Origin of the sequence: Vibrio sp. 10N.247.311.12 (assembly GCF_041467515.1) — a bacterium.
Classification (GTDB): domain Bacteria; phylum Pseudomonadota; class Gammaproteobacteria; order Enterobacterales; family Vibrionaceae; genus Vibrio; species Vibrio crassostreae_C.
Map to the genome: position 1 here is coordinate 1 of NZ_JBFSUV010000008.1, position 18,187 is coordinate 18,187.

Consider the following 18,187-nt stretch of genomic DNA (forward strand, 5'->3'; position numbering starts at 1 on the left):
CAAGCAGAGTAAAGGTGTATTCACCCAACGTACTCGTAGAGAAAGCAATCGTGAACACTGGAACTTCAGTGCCCGAACCATTGGTAATAAAGCCGATGTAAGTACCCGGATTAGCCGAATCTTCTTTTATCTCAACCGCAAATCCATTCGATTTCAGTGCACCGCCCACATTAAACTCTGTTGGTTCAATACGGAAACTTGCTACATCATCACTGCCTGCAGTAAAGGTAATCGTCTCGGTTGCGCTAACTGTACTTCCGCTGGGCGCAGAGCCGTCAGTTAGATTAGTTTCAGAGAGAGTAACAGGCGGAACCAAATCAATGATTGGATCTTGGCCATCGGTAATACTTAACTCAAGCGTCGAACTATCAGTATCCCCATCACCATCTTCGGCTAAAAATGAGAACTGTTTGACGATAGTTTCACTGCTTGAGTGGTCGATATCACGAGTGACTTCAAAACTGAAGTCACCGTTTAATGAGATAGTGACGACACCTTCAGTAAAACTGAAAGTCTGGGTAGCATCGGGGAGCAGGCTTTGATCGAGTGAGTAATCAACACCGTCGTAGTTAAACGATTGAATTGTAGAACCATCTGCGCCTTCAAAATTGAACAGGTTATACGAAACAATGGTATCACCCGCTAAAGTGGGTTCCGTTACTGACTCAACCTTATCAACGAGTTCAACGACATCGTCTTTAACATTGACGAGAATCTCAGCAGCTTCTGGGGTGTTCGAACCTCCAGACAGTGCAGAGCGGTCACCATCCGCATCAACGGCATAAATTGGCAATGCAAAGGTTAGCAGCACATCTTCAGCACCTTGGTGAGATAGCTCTTCGTATAGAGTGAATTCATAGTTCCCCAATGACGGGCTATCCACTTTAACGTCAAAGACTGTAATTCTAGAACCATTGACCTCAACATAGCCTTCGTAAGTTCTTACACCGTTAGTTTCATCAATCAACTCAAGTAGCACAGCCTCGCCATTTGAAACCAAGGTGCCATTAGTATTAAATTCAGTGGGTTCTAGCTCATAATGGTCAATGATGTCACTTTCAAAAATGTCCGCGGTGATACTGCCAGTGCCAGACACTGGCGCCGTGCCCTCTTGTGAGCCGCCAACAATGCCCGCTTCATCAACATCAATACTGTCAACATTAGTAATAACAGGGCTATCGCCATCAGTAATGGCAATATTGATGGTATTGGTTATAACATCTTGGTCAAAATCGGTAATCGTGATTGGCAAAGCGAACGTCAGTGAATCGGTACCCACTTGTTCTATCGGATTAGACTGCTCGAATTTATAGGTGCCATCGGTATCTAGAGAGATAGTGAGAACAACCTCACCTCGACCTTGGATGGACAGAGTAATCGTTGTTCCATCGTCAGACAGTCTCGCAAGCGTGTTTTGATTGTCACTGAGCAACCCATCAAACTGGTCGAGTGCACTTGCATCAAATACAACTGATTGAAGATTATCACTACCAATATTGGAGAACGTTCCTTCGATTGCCGCGCTGCTAGTTTCAACGTTAGTGATATTGACACTTTCAGCTGACGGATCTATCCCATCAACCACGGTAACTTGCGCATTGATTGGTGTTGCTAATGGGTTTCCGGCGGAGTCTTCACCTTGAATATCAAAAGTGATGTTAATTTGATCGCCTGTATAAGAAACCTGACCACCGCCAACCGACGGTACATGATCAATCGGTTGAGAAATCGTTGTGGTTAGAGAAAGCTCAATGTTATTGCCAACACTGACGGCATCAATGTCGATACGTAATACTTCGTCGGTACCTTGAACACCAACGATAGAATTGGTCGTCGCGTCATACGTGAAGATAACGGACTGACCACTTGAAGTAATGTCGCTGTTTAATTCACTAAGTAGTGAAGCGAGGGATAAAGTTTCTGGAATGAAAGAGTCAGGGGCGAGAGATAAACTACCAGCAGTAATCGTTTCTGTCGTTGTTATAGATTGGGGATAGGTATTGCCAGATATGGAGCCTTCAGTCAGTGTTTCACTGATTGATTGGCCACCTGATGAACGAGTGATAGATCTGAATTCTTCTCTGTCTTCATCAACAGTTTGTTCTGCTAGACCAGCGGTCTCAAAGAAAGTCGATGGATGAGTTTCAGTGTAGTTATAGTCAATCGTCACAAAGCCAGCATTTGCAGAACCTAGTCCGCCACCAGCAGCCGTTGCTTCTAAGATTTGAGTCGGATCGGCACCACCTAAAATGGCTTCTTGAATTGCAGCAAGGTCGTCTTCAGTAAAGGTTTCTGCATCTGATTGCTGTAAGTCAAAATTAACCTCACCAGCTATTGGGGCATCTACCCATGCAGCGTTGTCATCAACACAACCGACGCAATTCTCTGCAACCGGAATCGAATCATTCTGAACGCCTAATACAAGCTCTGACTTGTTGGCCGTAATCACGATCTCATTTTCACGGATGGTATCGCCAACTGAAACTTTTCTTGCGCTGCCGTCTGGCTTAACTACGACTACATCTCCACTCGTTGCTTCAACTACCGCAACCTGGCGCGAAACTTCAATATCCATACATCCCCCGTTGTCACAAAGCACTATTTTTAAGCGCTGTGAAAATTATTTGTAATAGCAATTTCAAGTTTTAATTGAACGCATACTTAGCTCTCATCAATGGCAATCCATCGTTATGCCCAATCGGCTTGAAAAGAGAGAAGTATTTCACCTGTTTTTTTATAGTTTACTTACCCTTAAGCCTAGTCTTCCCCATAAAAAATGCCATGTCTGTGCGAAGAGACATCTTTTCGCAAATCCAAGTATTCTTTCAAGGCTTAAAAACCCTAGTAAAAAGTTAGTAGGATGCTGATTAATATGCAAATGAGCGCGCAATATAAATACACATCTTCGTTTTATAAATATATACAGTAACAAAGTGGATAAATCATTAGCGAATACAGGGCATTAATAGCGGTAAGCTCTGCATCCTTAGTAAAGCAGAGGCAAGTCCCATCTTTGAGACACCTCTCAGAATCAATGTGATGATTTTTCGCTCACAAATCATGAGATAGACCGTAGAATACGAGCCTTTTAGCCTATTAGTTCACAGCCAAGAAAAGACTACTTACTGAGATGCGAGAATAGAATTTTTGTTGCTCGGCAAAACAAAAAAGCCCACTAAGTTGAAACTTAGTGGGCTTTAAAATCAGTATGTAGCGTTACGCTTTTAACAATCAAACACTATGATTTAGCGAGGCGATTTGCCGTCCAAACATAAAGCAGCTCAAGTGCGATAGTTGCACCAGCCAGTGCTGTAATCTCGCTTTGGTCATACGCTGGAGAAACTTCTACAACGTCCATACCAACCATGTTGATGCCCTGCAAACCACGGATAATTTTCAGAACTTTATCTGAATTCAAACCGCCGCATACCGGAGTACCTGTACCCGGAGCAAAAGCAGGATCCAGACAATCGATATCAAACGTTAGGTAAACTGGCTTATCACCAACAATACCTTTCACTTGAGCAATGATATCGTCCACACTCATGTCGTTCGCTTGCATCGCGTTAATAACGTTAAAGCCGTGGCCTTCCTGCTTGTACTCTGTACGAATACCAATTTGCACTGAATGTTCAGGCGAAATTAAACCTTCATTTGGCGCATGGTAGAACATAGTGCCGTGATCGTAACGACTGCCCTGACTGTAAGTGTCAGTGTGCGCGTCGAAGTGAATCAGAGCCATCTCACCGAACTTCTTGCCGTATGCTCTTAACAAAGGCAGTGTAATGAAGTGATCGCCACCTAAACCTAACAAAGTTTTACCACTGTTTAGAATCGCATCAGCAGCCGCTTCTAAACGCTGAGTTAAATCTTCAGCATCACCGCAATCAAACACAAGATCGCCAGCATCAATCACCGAGGTATGTTCAAATACATTGAAGTCCCAAGGAAATTTTTTGCCTTCCCACGCCAAGTTTACAGACGCACGACGAATCGCATCAGGGCCCATACGAGCACCCGGTCGACCAGACGTCGCCATATCTAACGGCACGCCCAACACAACCACATCAGCATCGTTATCAATTGGGTTCTGTACCAATGGACGACGCATAAACGTCATCGCATTGGAATACAGCGAGTAATCTGGTTTGGTAAATAGATCGTTCATTAAAAATCCTCAAGATAGGTGTAACCCATCAAGCCTTGCTCTAACTCTTCAAGTACGCTTTGCTGCTCTTGCGCTGGTACTTTCGCCGTTACTAATTCTTTGTAGTTCTGACGAATTAGGTCCATATCGATATGAACATAACGCATCATGTCTTCAACCGTGTCGCCTTCGTTGATGTAGTCGATATTCGCTTGACCACTTTCATCAACATTCACCACAACACTGTGCGTATCACCAAATAGGTTATGCATATCACCCAAGATCTCTTGGTATGCGCCTACTAGGAAAAAGCCCATCAGGTAAGGTTCGTCTGGGTTCCATGCTGGAACTGGCAACGTTGTTTCAATGCCCTGGCCGTCAACATACTGATCGATCGTACCGTCAGAATCACATGTGATATCCAGTACTACCGCGCGTCGCTCGTCCGCATTGTCCAAACCACTTAGAGGCAATACAGGGAACACCTGATCGATACCCCAAGCATCTGGCAACGATTGGAACAAAGAGAAGTTCACGAAAAACTTATCAGCCAAACGCTCACTCAACTCATCCAAGATTGGACGGTGGTAGCGGTTCTTAGTACTCATACGAGAGCTAAGTTCATAGTTAATACGCAAAGACATCTGTTCTGCCCAAGCACGGTGCTGAAGGTTCAGCATGCCTGTCGCAAATTGGTTGTGTGCTTCTGCGATATCACTTTGCGTGTCGTTGTAGATCTCAATCAGCGCGCGGTCATCATTACCTGCATCTAACTCCAAGAAGTTCTTCCACATGTTGTTTAGCAACAGTGGTGCGTCTGCTTCTGGCGCAGCCATATCTTCCGGTGAGTAGCTTTCAGTACCAATCACGTTGGTGATCAACACAGCATGGTGCGCAGTCAGTGAGCGACCAGACTCCGAAATAATCACAGGTTGTGGCTGATTGTAGAGTTTACAAATATCCCCTACTGTCATCACGATGTTACGAGCGTACTCAAGCAAGCCGTAATTCATTGAGTTTGAAGATTGGCTACGCGTGCCGTCGTAATCGACTGCCAAGCCACCACCAACATCTAAGAACTTCAGTTGAGCGCCAATATCACGCAGTTCACAGTAGAAACGAGTCGCTTCACTCACGCCATTTCGCACGTCACGAATGTTTGCCATTTGTGAACCTAGGTGGAAGTGCACGAGTTCAAGTACATCCAGCTGGTCTTCGGCTTTCAAGCGTTCGATAACAGTAAGCACTTGTGATGCAGACAAACCGAATTTCGACTTCTCACCACCACTTGCTTGCCATTTACCTGCACCTTGAGAAGCAAGACGAATACGTAAACCCAAACGAGGTTTTACGCCAAGTGCTTTCGCTTCAGAAAGAACAAGATCAAGCTCAGACAACTTCTCTAGAACGATAAAGACTTTGTGGCCTAGCTTTTCGCCAATCAGTGCAAGGCGGATGTATTCTCTGTCTTTGTAACCGTTACACACGATCACAGAGCTCGCTTTTTGAGCCAACGCCAGTACCGCTAATAGTTCAGGTTTGCTGCCCGCCTCTAGTCCTAGCTGCTTTTGCTCTAATTGAGCTTGGCTCGCTAAGATCTCATCAACCACTTCTTTTTGTTGGTTAACTTTAATCGGATAAACAAGTAGGTAACGATTGTCGTACTGATATTCGTCGATCGCTTGGTTAAATGCGTTACAGATATTGTGCACACGTTGATGCACTATTTGAGGAAAACGCACAAGAGCAGGTAAACCAATATTTCTTTGCTCTAACTGTTTTACGATCTTACTTAGTGGGACTTGATGATCCGTCTCGCTCGGTGAAACATACACCTCACCGTTATCATCAATTCCATAAAAACCTTGGCTCCAGTGCTTTACATTATACTCAGCACGGATGCGTTCCAAATTAACCGAATTTTCCAATTCTAGAGACCTCACACTATAGGGCCATCGACAGAAGATACCTCTTTGGAATAGCGAGGTATAACCCAACAAAAAGCGTTCAAAAACGATTTGTTGGCTGCATTAACCGATATTATTAAGAGCGAGTCCAACCATTGATATTTGTGGTGACGATTACGTTTTTTTATCGACAGATCGACTTAAAATGACAGGTAAGGAATTACAAGGTTTTAGGGTAAAAAACAGGCTGAAGCGCATTAAATATAAAGCAATTTCTCACATTAAATTAGGGAGAAAAAATGTGCAGAAACCAAAAGATTTTTAGTAAATTGAGTGAGGTTAAGTCAGAGTTGTGACAAATATAAGCACTTCACAATCTGAACTCTCGCTATCACCAACACAGCTTGTGTCCCGCGATTCGATGCCGATAAACACTTCATTCTTCCTACTAGAACTCGCTCACTTCAATGTTGTAACCGCTCAATTTTTGAACTTTTCTCGCGCATATCTTGTATTCGGTTCAATCTTCTTGTAATTTTAACTGACCAACCAATCGGTCAGCCTTCGAATTTAGGGGATACTATGAGCCATAATCTAGACCTTGAACCAAACACGTCGAGCACCAACGACATGGATCAAATATTCAACCGACAACAAGATCACTACCGTAACAACGTTAATCCAACACTTGATCAGAGACGAAATGATCTCTCAGTCTTGAAAAAACTATTAATGCGCTACCAAGAGCAGTTAATTGAAGCGGTATCAGAAGATTATGGCCATCGAGCAGAGCACGACAGCTTAATTGCTGACATCACCCCTTCCCTACACCAGATCAATTACAGTGATAAAAACCTGAAGAAGTGGTTGAAGCCTTCACGTCGAAAAGCCGGCTTGATGCTAACACCAGCCAAGATTACTGTGCATTATCAGCCAGTAGGTGTGGTTGGTATCATCGTGCCTTGGAACTTCCCAGTCATGCTCTCTTTAGGCCCTCTGATCACAGCGTTAGCAGCGGGCAACACGGCGATGCTCAAGATGTCGGAGTTTACTCCAGCGACCAACCGAATTTTAAAAGCGATGTTGGCCGAAGGCTTTAGTGAAGATCAGGTTGCGATTATCGAAGGCGAAGCTGACGTTTCCGCTAAATTTAGCCAACTGCCGTTTGACCATATCCTTTTCACAGGCTCAACCGCTGTGGGTAAACACGTTATGAGAGCAGCGGCTAACAACTTAACACCAGTTACCTTGGAATTAGGCGGCAAATCTCCAACCATCATTGCCCCTGACTTTGATGTAGCTGACGCTGTTGAACGTATCTTGTTTGCCAAGAGTCTAAACGCTGGCCAGATATGTGTAGCGCCTGATTACATCTTATTGCCGCGAGAAAAATCAGACGAGTTCATCACAGCCTATAAGCGTTATTTCAAGAAGCTTTATAAAGCCGGTATTGAGAGCAAAGACTTAACCTCAGTGATCAACATGCGCCAATACAATCGCTTGAAAGGTGTCATTGAAGACGCACAAGCCAAAGGCGCGGTTATTCACACGGTAACCGAACAAGCACAAGACGATGTAAACCACAGAATGACGCCGCACCTTCTCACCGAAGTGAACGATGAGATGCTCGCGATGCAAGAAGAGCTGTTTGGTCCTGTTTTGCCTATCGTGCCTTATGATTCCATCGAAGAAGCAATCAATTACATCACAGAGAGAGAACGCCCACTGGCTCTGTACCTAATGAGCCATAATAAAAAAACCCAAGACAAGCTTTTATCAGACACGCACTCTGGCGGCGTGTGTATTAATGATTCTTTGGTGCATGTGGCTGCAGAAGACGCACCATTCGGTGGCATCGGCCCTTCAGGCATGGGACACTATCACGGCATTGAGGGCTTCAAGACCCTTAGCCATGCCAAAACCGTTCTAAGTAGAGGAAAAATCAACTTCACCAAGTTAATGCATCCTCCTTACAACAACCCAATCAAGAAACTGATGTTCAAAGTACTCAATAGATGATCACCAAAAGACAAAAAATCCTAGATGCTGCACTCCTGCTCTTCTCTCAACAAGGGCTAGAGGGCACATCTACCGGACAAATAGCGAAAACAGCCGGCGTGGCAAAAGCGACGTTGTTCCACCACTTCGAGAATAAATCTCTATTGATTGATGAACTGTTTCGCGAGCTGAAGCTAGAGCTATTCTCGACCCTTCAACCGCACACTGATGTGGCTGTAGAAGATCGCTACCAAACCTTTAAGTTCATGTGGATCACAGGAATTGAGTGGGCATTAGAGAATCCGGTTGCGATGAAGTTCTTCACCAATGTTCATTTCGACCCAACGACTCAAACTCGAGAAGTGATTGTTTCACAGATGTTCGCATCGCTAGACGAGATCATTTTGAAAGGGCAACAAGATGGTGAATTGATGGTGTTGGACATTAACCTTGTTAGACACTTCATTCATAGCCACTTTCTGATTTGTGCAAACTGGCTGATTGAACAAAGCGAGTCTCCACCAGAGCAAACATCGAAGTACATCAACGATAGCTTTGATATGTGTTGGCGCGCCGTTGGTGGGCAAACCAAGTAGCTTTAGCTTTAAGCCCAAGGCTCTAAGCTCTAAACCCTAAACCCTAAACCAAAAAATATAAATTCTAGATTCAATTTATTTCCAATAATGATCACTAAAGCGCCACACAGGTGCTTTAATTATTTGAACACAATTCAATCACTTGGACATAGACTCGAAGCAAATATTGGCTTCGGCTCTGCGTGAATACCAGGGTGCATTCATCTTGGTCAGTCATGATAGCGACTTTGTTGAGGAAGTCGGCGTTAGCCAAAACCATATCCAGCTTTAACCTTCGTAAATTCGTTCACTTAGTTTAGTTAAGCGAGTATTCTTCCGGATACTCGCCTTTCTTGATTGAGACAAGTAAACTACGCGCCTCGAACATCTATTCATAAGGCTAAGGTTTGCATACTCTAGAACAATTAAAATCAGGGCAACTTAAAGGTATTAAGCGCTTAAAACTGTCAGAAAGTCTCACCGAGTTTCCTCTAGAAATCATAGAGCTTGCAGATTCTCTTGAGATCCTAGACCTTTCAGGTAATCAGCTGTCAGACCTACCAGCCGAGTTATCACAGCTGACTAACCTGCGTATCATCTTCGCGTCGAATAACCTGTTTACGCACCTGCCTGATGTTCTAGGGTCACTTCCTAAGCTCGAAATGGTTGGCTTTAAAACCAACCAAATCAAAACCGTCAGCGAGCAGTCTCTGCCTACTCAACTACGTTGGTTGATCCTGACCGACAATGAGATTGAGGCCCTGCCTAGCTCACTAGGTGAAAGACCGCGACTACAGAAACTGGCATTGGCGGGTAACAAGATTCGCGTGTTACCAGAAAGCATGGAAAACCTATCCAACCTTGAGCTAGTTCGCCTGTCTGCAAACCAGTTGACTGAATTCCCAGAGTTCCTTATCAAGCTACCAAAACTGGCTTGGTTAGCGTTTGCGGGTAACCCGTTTTGCAAACACCCTAGCAGCTTAGATAGCGTGCCTGCGGTTAGCTCTCAAAGCTATTCACTGAATCAAGTACTTGGCCAAGGCGCATCTGGCGTGATCTCGCATGCAAGCTGGCTAAACAGCGACTTCGATTTTCCACAGGAAGTGGCGGTTAAAGTGTTTAAAGGCGAAGTCACCAGTGACGGCTACCCACATGATGAACTGGAAGCGTGCTTGCAGGCTGGACACCATAACAACTTGGTAAAATCTATCGCCCAAGTAGAGGAACAAGATTACCTAGCTTTGGTGATGGAACTCATTCCAAACAGCTACTACAACCTAGGGCTACCACCAACACTCGAGACTTGCACGCGTGATACTTTCCCAGAAGGTTTCGAACTTTCAATTGCTCAAATCAATAGCATTACAGAGCAGATGATTGATGTGTTTGAACACCTTCATGCCAATAAAGTCTCTCATGGTGATCTATACGCTCACAACACTTTAGTGAACGAACAAGGTCAGATGATCTTTGGTGACTTTGGCGCTGCGACTATCTACGGCTACCTAACTGAAGAACATCAACAAGGTATTCGCCGAATTGAAGCTCGCGCATTAAAGTACTTTATTGAAGACCTACTGACGATTTGTGCAAAGCAAGATCAAGCCCGCGAGCTTTATACTCGATTGGCGAACTTCGAAGCTTAATAGAAGTATTCAGTCAGATTGAAGACAACAAAGCCAACATCACTGTTGGCTTTTTTATATGCTAATTAAACGAACCAGCGTTTAGCTTTCAACTTGAACAAGCTTCAAGTACGAATGCAGCTCTCCGCTCTTATACTCAACCGCAGAGTGAATATTAAGGTCAGCACGAGCCACAACAGCAAACTGGTAGCAGTTCTCACCCTTCAGAATCTCGACGTGTAACAAACCGTCTTTTAGTTGCCACTGCCCTGTTGTTTCAAATCGGTCGAACAAACGATATTCAATCAAAGAACCGTCAGCATTGAAGTGCACTTCAGTGATGTAACCGCCGGGGCAGCTCTTCACCCAAACTCGATTCTCGATATCACTGACCGTAAAGTTACGCCTTGTGTCACGCCACGCTAGAAAGCCTTCGCTATCATAAAGAGCAATGTCGAGATCAGTTCTAGAGATTAACGGCTGCTCATTTTGCTCACGACAATAAAGTTGAAGCAAAATTTGCTGAACTGTTTCGCTCTGTAATTCACTCATTGTGGCTTCCCTTTATCATTGCTCTGTGTTAGACGCAGTATTGATCAACAAATTCTATTTAAAGCGGGCTACACAAGCTCGTAATAAACCACATACAGTTGAGAGATACCCGGGTAGATATCTTGAATCACGTCTTTCAGTACTTGCAGCGTCATGTTCTCTTGCTGAGCATGGAACTCACCTAAGTCATCAAACAAAATTGGCTCAACGCTGATGATCTTAAGATTACAGAACACACGGTCTTGCTCTAGCGTCGATACTTCCACAACACTGCCTGGCTGGTAGTCTCGCTCAGATTCATCACGAATAGTAATCGTCTTCTTGCCAGATAGGATGTCAGTTTCAAAACGTTCGAAGAACGTCATAGTGGTCGGTGCGGTCATTTATTTCGGTCGCTTTACATTTAAAGGTTAGGTAAATGTTTATATACCAGAATGCGTGTTCAAGCGAATAAAAATTAGGTGCGGGATGCGAGATGCGAGATGCGAGATGCGAGATGCGAGATGCGAGATGCGAGATGCGAGAGAGTATGGCAAAGCCAAATTACAGGCAATAAAAAAGGAGAACCGAAGTTCTCCTTTTCTTAAACCTTTAAGCTAACTCTAAATTATAGAGATGCTTTCGCTTTTTCAACTAGAACAGCAAATGCTGCTTTGTCGAATACTGCGATGTCAGCAAGAATCTTACGGTCGATCTCGATAGATGCTTTCTTTAGGCCATTGATGAAACGGCTGTAAGATAGACCATTTTGACGAGATGCCGCGTTGATACGTGCAATCCAAAGTTGACGGAATTGACGTTTCTTGTTGCGACGGTCACGGTAAGCGTATTGACCAGCTTTGGTAACTGCTTGGAAAGCTACGCGGTAAACACGTGAACGTGCTCCGTAGTAACCTTTAGCTTGTTTTAGAACTTTCTTATGACGTGCACGAGCTTGTACACCACGTTTTACGCGAGGCATTATGCTTCTCCTAAACTAAACGAATTTATAAACTAAAAAGAATTAAGCGTATGGCATCATACGTAGAACTTGAGCAACTTCACATTTAGGAAGGATCGAGTTCGGACGTAGCTGACGCTTGTTCTTAGTAGTACGCTTAGTCAGGATGTGACGTTTACCAGCGTGCTTAAACTTAATACCACCAGCAGTTTTCTGGAAACGCTTAGCAGCACCTTTGTTGGTTTTCATCTTAGGCATGATGAATAACTCCGCATTGTTGAGTTGTTAATAACATAGTAATTAGGGCGAATAAAACCCCGCAACCTGAGGCTGCAGGGTTCAATTACTTGCAAAGCCGTTAATTACTTCTTTTTAGGGGCCAACACCATGATCATCTGGCGACCTTCAATTCTCGTTGGGAAAGATTCGACTACTGCAAATTCTTCAGTATCCGCTTTCAAACGATTAAGAACGTCAACACCGATTTCTTGGTGAGCCATTTCGCGGCCACGGAAGCGAATTGTTACCTTCACTTTGTTGCCGTCTTCTAGGAAACCAGTCAGGTTGCGTAGTTTTACCTGATAGTCTCCAATATCAGTTCCAGGTCGGAATTTAATTTCCTTGATCTGAACCTGCTTTTGCTTCTTCTTCTGCTCTTTCGCAGCTTTGCTCTTCTCGAAGAGGAACTTACCGTAGTCCATCACACGACAAACTGGCGGCTCGGCGTTAGGGCTGATCTCTACAAGATCCATACCAGCTTCATTTGCAGCTTCCATCGCTTCAGCGATTGATACTACACCAACAGCTTCGCCGTCTGCGCCAGTTAGACGCACTTCACGAACGCCACGAATGTCACCGTTTAAACGGTGCTGGTTTTGTTTGGCCGGTTGTTGGCCACGTCTTCCGCCTTTAATAGCTATTCCTCCAGATTGAGCTTACGGCTTGAAACCTCGGCTTGGATGTATGAAATAAAGTCATCCACTTTAAATTTGCCAAGGTCCTTACCTTTACGTGTACGTACTGCAATTTCGCCGGCTTCCATTTCTTGGTCACCACACACAAGCATGAACGGTACACGTTTCAAAGTATGTTCGCGGATTTTAAAGCCAATCTTCTCATTTCTCAAGTCTGCTTTGACTCTAAATCCACTTTTTTGCAGTTTTTTCGTAATTTCTTGTACATATTCAGACTGTTTGTCTGTAATGCCCATTACAACTGCTTGTTCTGGCGCCAACCACGTTGGGAAGAAGCCAGCGTATTCTTCAATAAGAATACCAATGAAGCGTTCTAGTGAACCTAAAATCGCGCGGTGGATCATAACTGGCGTGTGACGCTCGTTATCTTCACCTACGTAAGTAGCACCTAAACGTTCTGGTAATGCAAAATCGAGCTGCACTGTACCACATTGCCAAGCGCGGTCCAAACAATCATGCAAAGTAAATTCAATCTTAGGTCCGTAGAACGCACCCTCGCCTTCTTGAATCTCGTATGCAATGTCCATTGCCTCTAGCGCTTGCTTAAGGTCAGCCTCTGCACGGTCCCACATTTCGTCTGAACCTACACGCTGTTCTGGACGAGTAGATAGCTTAACAACGATACTTTCGAAGCCGAAAGTTGTGTAAGTATCGTAAACCATTTCAATACAAGCTTTAACTTCTTGTTGAACTTGGTCTTCAGTACAGAATACGTGAGCATCATCTTGAGTGAAGCCACGAACACGCATAATGCCGTGAAGTGCGCCAGACGGCTCGTTACGGTGACATGAGCCGAACTCAGCCATACGTAGCGGTAGATCACGGTAAGATTTCAAACCTTGGTTGAAGATTTGAACGTGACCAGGACAGTTCATTGGCTTGATAGCGTATTCACGGTTCTCTGAAGAAGTAGTGAACATCGCTTCAGCGTACTTATCCCAGTGACCAGAGCGTTCCCAAAGAACACGGTCCATCATTAATGGGCCTTTAACTTCTTGGTAATCGTACTCAGTCAGTTTTTGACGAATAAATACTTCTAGCTCACGGAAGATAGTCCAACCGTTGTGGTGCCAGAACACCATGCCTGGTGCTTCTTGCTGCATGTGGAATAGGTCAAGCGCTTTACCGATTTTACGGTGGTCACGTTTAGCCGCTTCTTCTAGGCGCACAAGGTGAGCTTTAAGTGCCTTCTTGTCGTGGAATGCAGTGCCGTAGATACGTTGAAGCATCTTGTTGTCACTGTTACCACGCCAGTATGCACCCGCTACGTTAAGTAGAGTGAAGTGCTGGCAGAAGCTCATGTTAGGCACGTGTGGACCACGACACATATCGATGTATTCTTCGTGATGGTACAGGCCTGGACGATCGTCTTTAGAAACGTTCTCGTCCAAGATTTCAATCTTGTAAGTCTCGCCGCGAGCTTCGAATGCGTCGCGCGCTTCCTGCCAGCTAACTTTCTTCTTAACAACCTGGTATTTGGTCTTCGCTAGCTCTTTCATGCGCTTTTCGATCTTTTCTAGATCGTCTTGCGTTAGAGAGTGCTCAAGATCGATATCGTAGTAGAAACCGTTATCGATAGTAGGACCGATCGCCATTTTCGCTTCTGGAAAAAGCTGCTTAACCGCGTGGCCTAAAAGGTGAGCACAAGAGTGACGAACGATTTCAAGGCCATCAACTTCATCTTTAGCTGTGATGATTTCTAGGCTTGCATCGTTTTCGATAAGATCACAAGCATCAACACGCTCGCCGTCTACACGACCAGCAATGGTAGCTTTCGCAAGACCAGGACCGATTGATAGGGCAACATCTAGAGTTGATACAGGGTTGTCAAATTGACGCTGACTACCGTCAGGAAGAGTAATAATTGGCATTATTTGTCCTTTACAGTGGTGTTGCACACCAAGCAACACATGAAAATGTTTAATATATGTCTTTCAATCAACGAGTACGCTGATTGGGGATATATGCATAATAAATATACCCACATAGAAGCAAATACAGATGCCCTATTTGTAGGTATCCGAGCATTGTAACGAAATAATATAAAATGACAATGATGCGCTGTGGGTATGGCGCCGAAGCCGCCCCTCTCCCCTGCAGTCAAATTCAGGCAATTCGCACGCCTATCGTGTTATAGACGCAATAAGTCTTCTTTCATAGGATTGATGAAGCGAAACAAAAGAGGTAAATGTAGGGTATTGATATTCTGAGCCTCAACCATTCTTTTTACTCTGAACAAAAATATAGACTCATAAGAGTAATTTTTGGGAGTATTTTCGTCAGTGGTTTGGCAAATGACTTATTGGCAGGGAACACTATTTGGGGCTGTAATACATCTAACCTAGAGATTAAATTTAGCCCCGATGCATTAAATCGCTTCTTCGCACAATTTTGCTGACTTTGATTTAGACAGACTAGTTTCTTTTTTTATCATAGCTGCACATTTTTCACCGATCATAATAGACGGTGCATTAGTATTTCCCGACACAATAATAGGCATGATAGATGCATCCGCTACTCTTAAGCTTTTTAGCCCATGAACTTTTAGCTCATTATCAACGACTGCCATTGCATCATTGCCCATCTTACAAGTACCAACGGGGTGATAGATGGATTGACTGTATTTTGTCGCAGCTTCCAACAATTGTTCATCCGTTTGATACTTTGAACCTGGTACAAACTCTTCAGAAATAACCGAAGATAAAGGACTCGCATCGGTGATTTCTCTCGCTACCTTTATCGCGTTTATTGCAACAGCTTTATCTTTAGGGTGCGAGAGATAGTTAGGTTGGATACTAGGGTGCACGGAGTAGTCTTTGCTGGTGATCTTCACACGACCTCGACTTTCAGGACGCAATTGACAAACCGAAGTAGTAAAGGCCGAAAATGGGTGCACTCCTTCTCCAGGTTTGTCCGCACTGAGTGGCTGCATATGAAACTGTATGTCAGGCCTTGTTAAGTCAGAGGAAGACTGAGTGAAAATACATACCTGACTAGCAGCCAACGTTAAAGGACCTTTGCGAAACAGAGCATATTTAACTCCCACTGTCAGTTTATGCAAAGGTGTTCTCAACTCATCGTTCAGTGTTGTACAACTAGTTTTGTAGACCAGACGAATTTGTAAATGGTCTTGAAGGTTTTCTCCAACTCCAGGTAAATGATGAACGCAATCAACACCTACTGCTTCTAACTCCGCTCTGTTGCCAACTCCAGACAACTGTAATATTTGCGGTGAGCCAATTGCACCAGCACTGACAATAATCTCTTTAGCTGCCGAAACATACATTGCTTTTCCATTGCAAAAAAATTCAACACCTTTTGCTGTCTTATCGACAATATCAAGCTTGGAGGTATGTGCATGAGTCAATATTGTTAAATTATGGCGCTTTCGAGCCGACGTTAAAAAAGCTTTTGCACTGCTGCACCTCAACCCATTAAATGCTGTCTGCTGAAAATAGCCTACTCCTTCTTGGTTCTCACCATTAAAATCATCATTCCAAGGAATACCTACCTCTTGAGCTGCCTCCACAAATCGTTCGGCAATATCCCGTTTCAGTCTAAGATCTGACACTTTCAACGGCCCATCCACGCCATGGTACTTATCTTTTCCTCGGCTTTGACATTCAGACATTTTAAAATAGGGAAGCACGTCGTCATAACTCCACCCCTCATTACCAAGTGACGCCCAGTCGTTATAATCTTCTTTTTGCCCACGTATATATAGCAACCCGTTCAAGGAGCTGCTCCCACCAAGTACTTTGCCTCTAGGCCATTGTAATTGTCGATTATCAATACCTTCATCACGATCGGTTAGATAACACCAATCAGTTGACGGGTTGTGCATGGTTTTAAAATAACCAACCGGGATATGAATCCAAGGATTCCAATCTCGACCACCAGCCTCAAGTAATAACACTGAAACATCTGGATCCTCACTTAAACGACTAGCAATTGCGCACCCAGCCGACCCCGCCCCTACAACAACATAATCAAAGACACCCACATCCTTATGTAACCTTCCCATAACAAAATTTCCTTTGTATTTTCATAAATCGAGACACAGCGTCCCAAAAAACATAAACCAATAACAATAATTAGTAAATATCGAGAGAATATGAATTGTTTTTTGTTGACTTATCGCACACTAATAACAACCCAACTTGGACATTTAACATTTTTTAAACAAGTGTGATTGGGCTATTTACATGAATCAGGATGGGTACATGAGAACTTCAAAAGACAAACCATATAGCCGACGCGACTTTTTTAATGTTGCAAAGCGTGCCGGGCTTACATCAGCTTTATTCGCTGCAGGGACATTAGGGACAGGGGCTACCTTAAGTAGCCTGGCAAATGCGTCGGAAAGCGTATCTCGAACTCGAGAAAAGAAAAAACCAATCGTAGTCTTAAAGTTTGGAGCCTCTGGCTTTAATGAACAAAACTTAGATATCCAAAAGTCGGGACAATTATTTTTCGCTAGAGATCTTGAAGAAAGAACAAATGGTGAAATACAAGTTGAATTCTTTGGCTCCAATCAACTATGTGGGCAATTGGATTGTATAAGAAAAACTCAGCAAGGAATCGTTGACATATATTCCGCATCTACACAAAACTCCGCTGCTGGTGCGCCATACATGAATGTTCTTGATTTTGCATACATGTTCCCTACGCGAGCTTCGCAATTTCATTTTTTTTATGACAAACGAAGCGAATCATTGTTTCGTGAACCATTACGTAAACGCCACAACATTCAATTCCTATTCACGCACTGTGACTTACGTGGACTCATGTTAGGCAACAAATGGAAAGACAAACCCTTGGTTACGTCGCTAGCCGATATTCAAGGCACCAAAAACCGAGTAACAGGAACCCAGTTAGGGCGTATCGCCATGGAGCAACTCAATCTCAACCCTGTACCAGTTGCCTGGGCTGAAACAATTGATGGGCTCCGACAAGGACTACTTGATGGTGCGGAAACTTGGATGAGCGCAGCGGCATATTCAGGAATGACATCAGTAATATCTCAAGCGATCGATTTACGCATGTTCTCTGGCAACGAGAGTACAGCTATGAATTACGACGTTTTTGAAAAGTTAAGCGATAAACATAAAGAAGCGGTCATGGAATCTGCATATTGTGCACAAATTTTTACTCACGGAATGAATGAAGGTGGGTTGTACGAAATTATTGGTGCACAAACTCACCCTAACGAGAATACGCAATTCCGACAAAATAATATCCGCTTTGCTGCACTTTCAGATGAAGAGAGATTTAAGGCTGAACAAATATGCTCACCGGAATATAACCCAGAACCATGGCAAAAATGGCGTAATCGTTTAAATGCTTGGGCAGGCGATATTGATATCTATAAAGAAATTCACGGGATTGCTAGAGAACTCCCTAAAGACGCAGCGGTAGTCAACGTCAAACCACAACGTTGGTGGTTAGGTTAATACTCTGACAACCCAT

The 18,187-nt window shown here is 43.9% G+C and carries 14 protein-coding genes; 4 read left to right on the plus strand and 10 right to left on the minus strand.

All coding sequences use genetic code 11. The features are described 5' to 3' along the window. The 3 genes from AB6E30_RS05380 to speA form a co-directional block, all read right to left on the minus strand. A partial coding sequence (locus tag AB6E30_RS05380) for a retention module-containing protein (protein WP_372102862.1) occupies positions 1-2,575 on the minus strand: 2,575 nt, incomplete at its 3' end. Positions 2,576-3,238: 663 nt separating this feature from the next. Next, a complete protein-coding gene (gene speB / locus AB6E30_RS05385; protein WP_372102864.1) occupies positions 3,239-4,168 on the minus strand; it encodes an agmatinase in 930 nt (309 codons plus the stop codon). Further along, complete coding sequence (speA, locus tag AB6E30_RS05390) at positions 4,168-6,075, minus strand: arginine decarboxylase (RefSeq protein ID WP_372102866.1); 1,908 nt, start codon at positions 6,073-6,075, stop codon at positions 4,168-4,170. Before speA ends, speB begins: the two co-directional genes overlap by 1 nt. A gap of 561 nt (positions 6,076-6,636) precedes the next feature. On the opposite strand from speA, the gene AB6E30_RS05395 reads away from it, so the two are divergent. The 3 genes from AB6E30_RS05395 to AB6E30_RS05405 all read left to right on the plus strand — a co-directional run bounded on the left by AB6E30_RS05395 (position 6,637) and on the right by AB6E30_RS05405 (position 10,273). Further along, the gene (locus AB6E30_RS05395) at positions 6,637-8,073 is read left to right on the plus strand and encodes a coniferyl aldehyde dehydrogenase (RefSeq protein WP_372102868.1); all 1,437 of its coding nucleotides are present in this window, start codon (positions 6,637-6,639) and stop codon (positions 8,071-8,073) included. Next, positions 8,070-8,648: a TetR/AcrR family transcriptional regulator gene (locus tag AB6E30_RS05400; protein WP_017066051.1), complete on the plus strand. Its 579-nt coding sequence runs from the start codon at positions 8,070-8,072 to the stop codon at positions 8,646-8,648. Before AB6E30_RS05395 ends, AB6E30_RS05400 begins: the two co-directional genes overlap by 4 nt. A gap of 386 nt (positions 8,649-9,034) precedes the next feature. Beyond that, complete coding sequence (locus AB6E30_RS05405; protein ID WP_372102870.1) at positions 9,035-10,273, plus strand: leucine-rich repeat-containing protein kinase family protein; 1,239 nt, start codon at positions 9,035-9,037, stop codon at positions 10,271-10,273. An 81-nt stretch (positions 10,274-10,354) separates the two neighbouring features. Here the strand turns inward: AB6E30_RS05405 and AB6E30_RS05410 are convergent, their stop codons facing one another. The 7 genes from AB6E30_RS05410 to AB6E30_RS05440 form a co-directional block, all read right to left on the minus strand. Continuing rightward, positions 10,355-10,804, minus strand: a complete 450-nt coding sequence (locus tag AB6E30_RS05410) for a hypothetical protein (RefSeq protein WP_017063604.1) — start codon at positions 10,802-10,804, stop codon at positions 10,355-10,357. A 68-nt stretch (positions 10,805-10,872) separates the two neighbouring features. Next, complete coding sequence (gene yqfB, locus AB6E30_RS05415; RefSeq protein WP_136978283.1) at positions 10,873-11,187, minus strand: N(4)-acetylcytidine aminohydrolase; 315 nt, start codon at positions 11,185-11,187, stop codon at positions 10,873-10,875. 224 nt (positions 11,188-11,411) lie between these two features. Further along, entirely contained in the window at positions 11,412-11,765 is a 354-nt protein-coding gene (gene rplT / locus AB6E30_RS05420; RefSeq protein WP_004733517.1) for a 50S ribosomal protein L20, read from the minus strand. A 42-nt stretch (positions 11,766-11,807) separates the two neighbouring features. Beyond that, positions 11,808-12,002 carry a 50S ribosomal protein L35 gene (gene rpmI / locus AB6E30_RS05425; RefSeq protein ID WP_004738430.1) on the minus strand — a complete coding sequence of 65 codons (195 nt, stop codon included), beginning with the start codon at positions 12,000-12,002 and terminating at the stop codon, positions 11,808-11,810. Between the two features lie 104 nt (positions 12,003-12,106). After that, positions 12,107-12,658: a translation initiation factor IF-3 gene (infC, locus tag AB6E30_RS05430; protein WP_076654893.1), complete on the minus strand. Its 552-nt coding sequence runs from the start codon at positions 12,656-12,658 to the stop codon at positions 12,107-12,109. Positions 12,659-12,660: 2 nt separating this feature from the next. Continuing rightward, the gene (thrS, locus tag AB6E30_RS05435) at positions 12,661-14,589 is read right to left on the minus strand and encodes a threonine--tRNA ligase (RefSeq protein WP_017059786.1); all 1,929 of its coding nucleotides are present in this window, start codon (positions 14,587-14,589) and stop codon (positions 12,661-12,663) included. A 497-nt stretch (positions 14,590-15,086) separates the two neighbouring features. Continuing rightward, positions 15,087-16,742, minus strand: a complete 1,656-nt coding sequence (locus tag AB6E30_RS05440) for a GMC family oxidoreductase (RefSeq protein ID WP_102320511.1) — start codon at positions 16,740-16,742, stop codon at positions 15,087-15,089. A gap of 199 nt (positions 16,743-16,941) precedes the next feature. Here AB6E30_RS05440 and AB6E30_RS05445 point away from each other — a divergent pair, with 199 nt between their 5' ends. Then, positions 16,942-18,171 carry a TRAP transporter substrate-binding protein gene (locus tag AB6E30_RS05445; protein ID WP_198594319.1) on the plus strand — a complete coding sequence of 410 codons (1,230 nt, stop codon included), beginning with the start codon at positions 16,942-16,944 and terminating at the stop codon, positions 18,169-18,171. Positions 18,172-18,187: the final 16 nt, after the last annotated feature.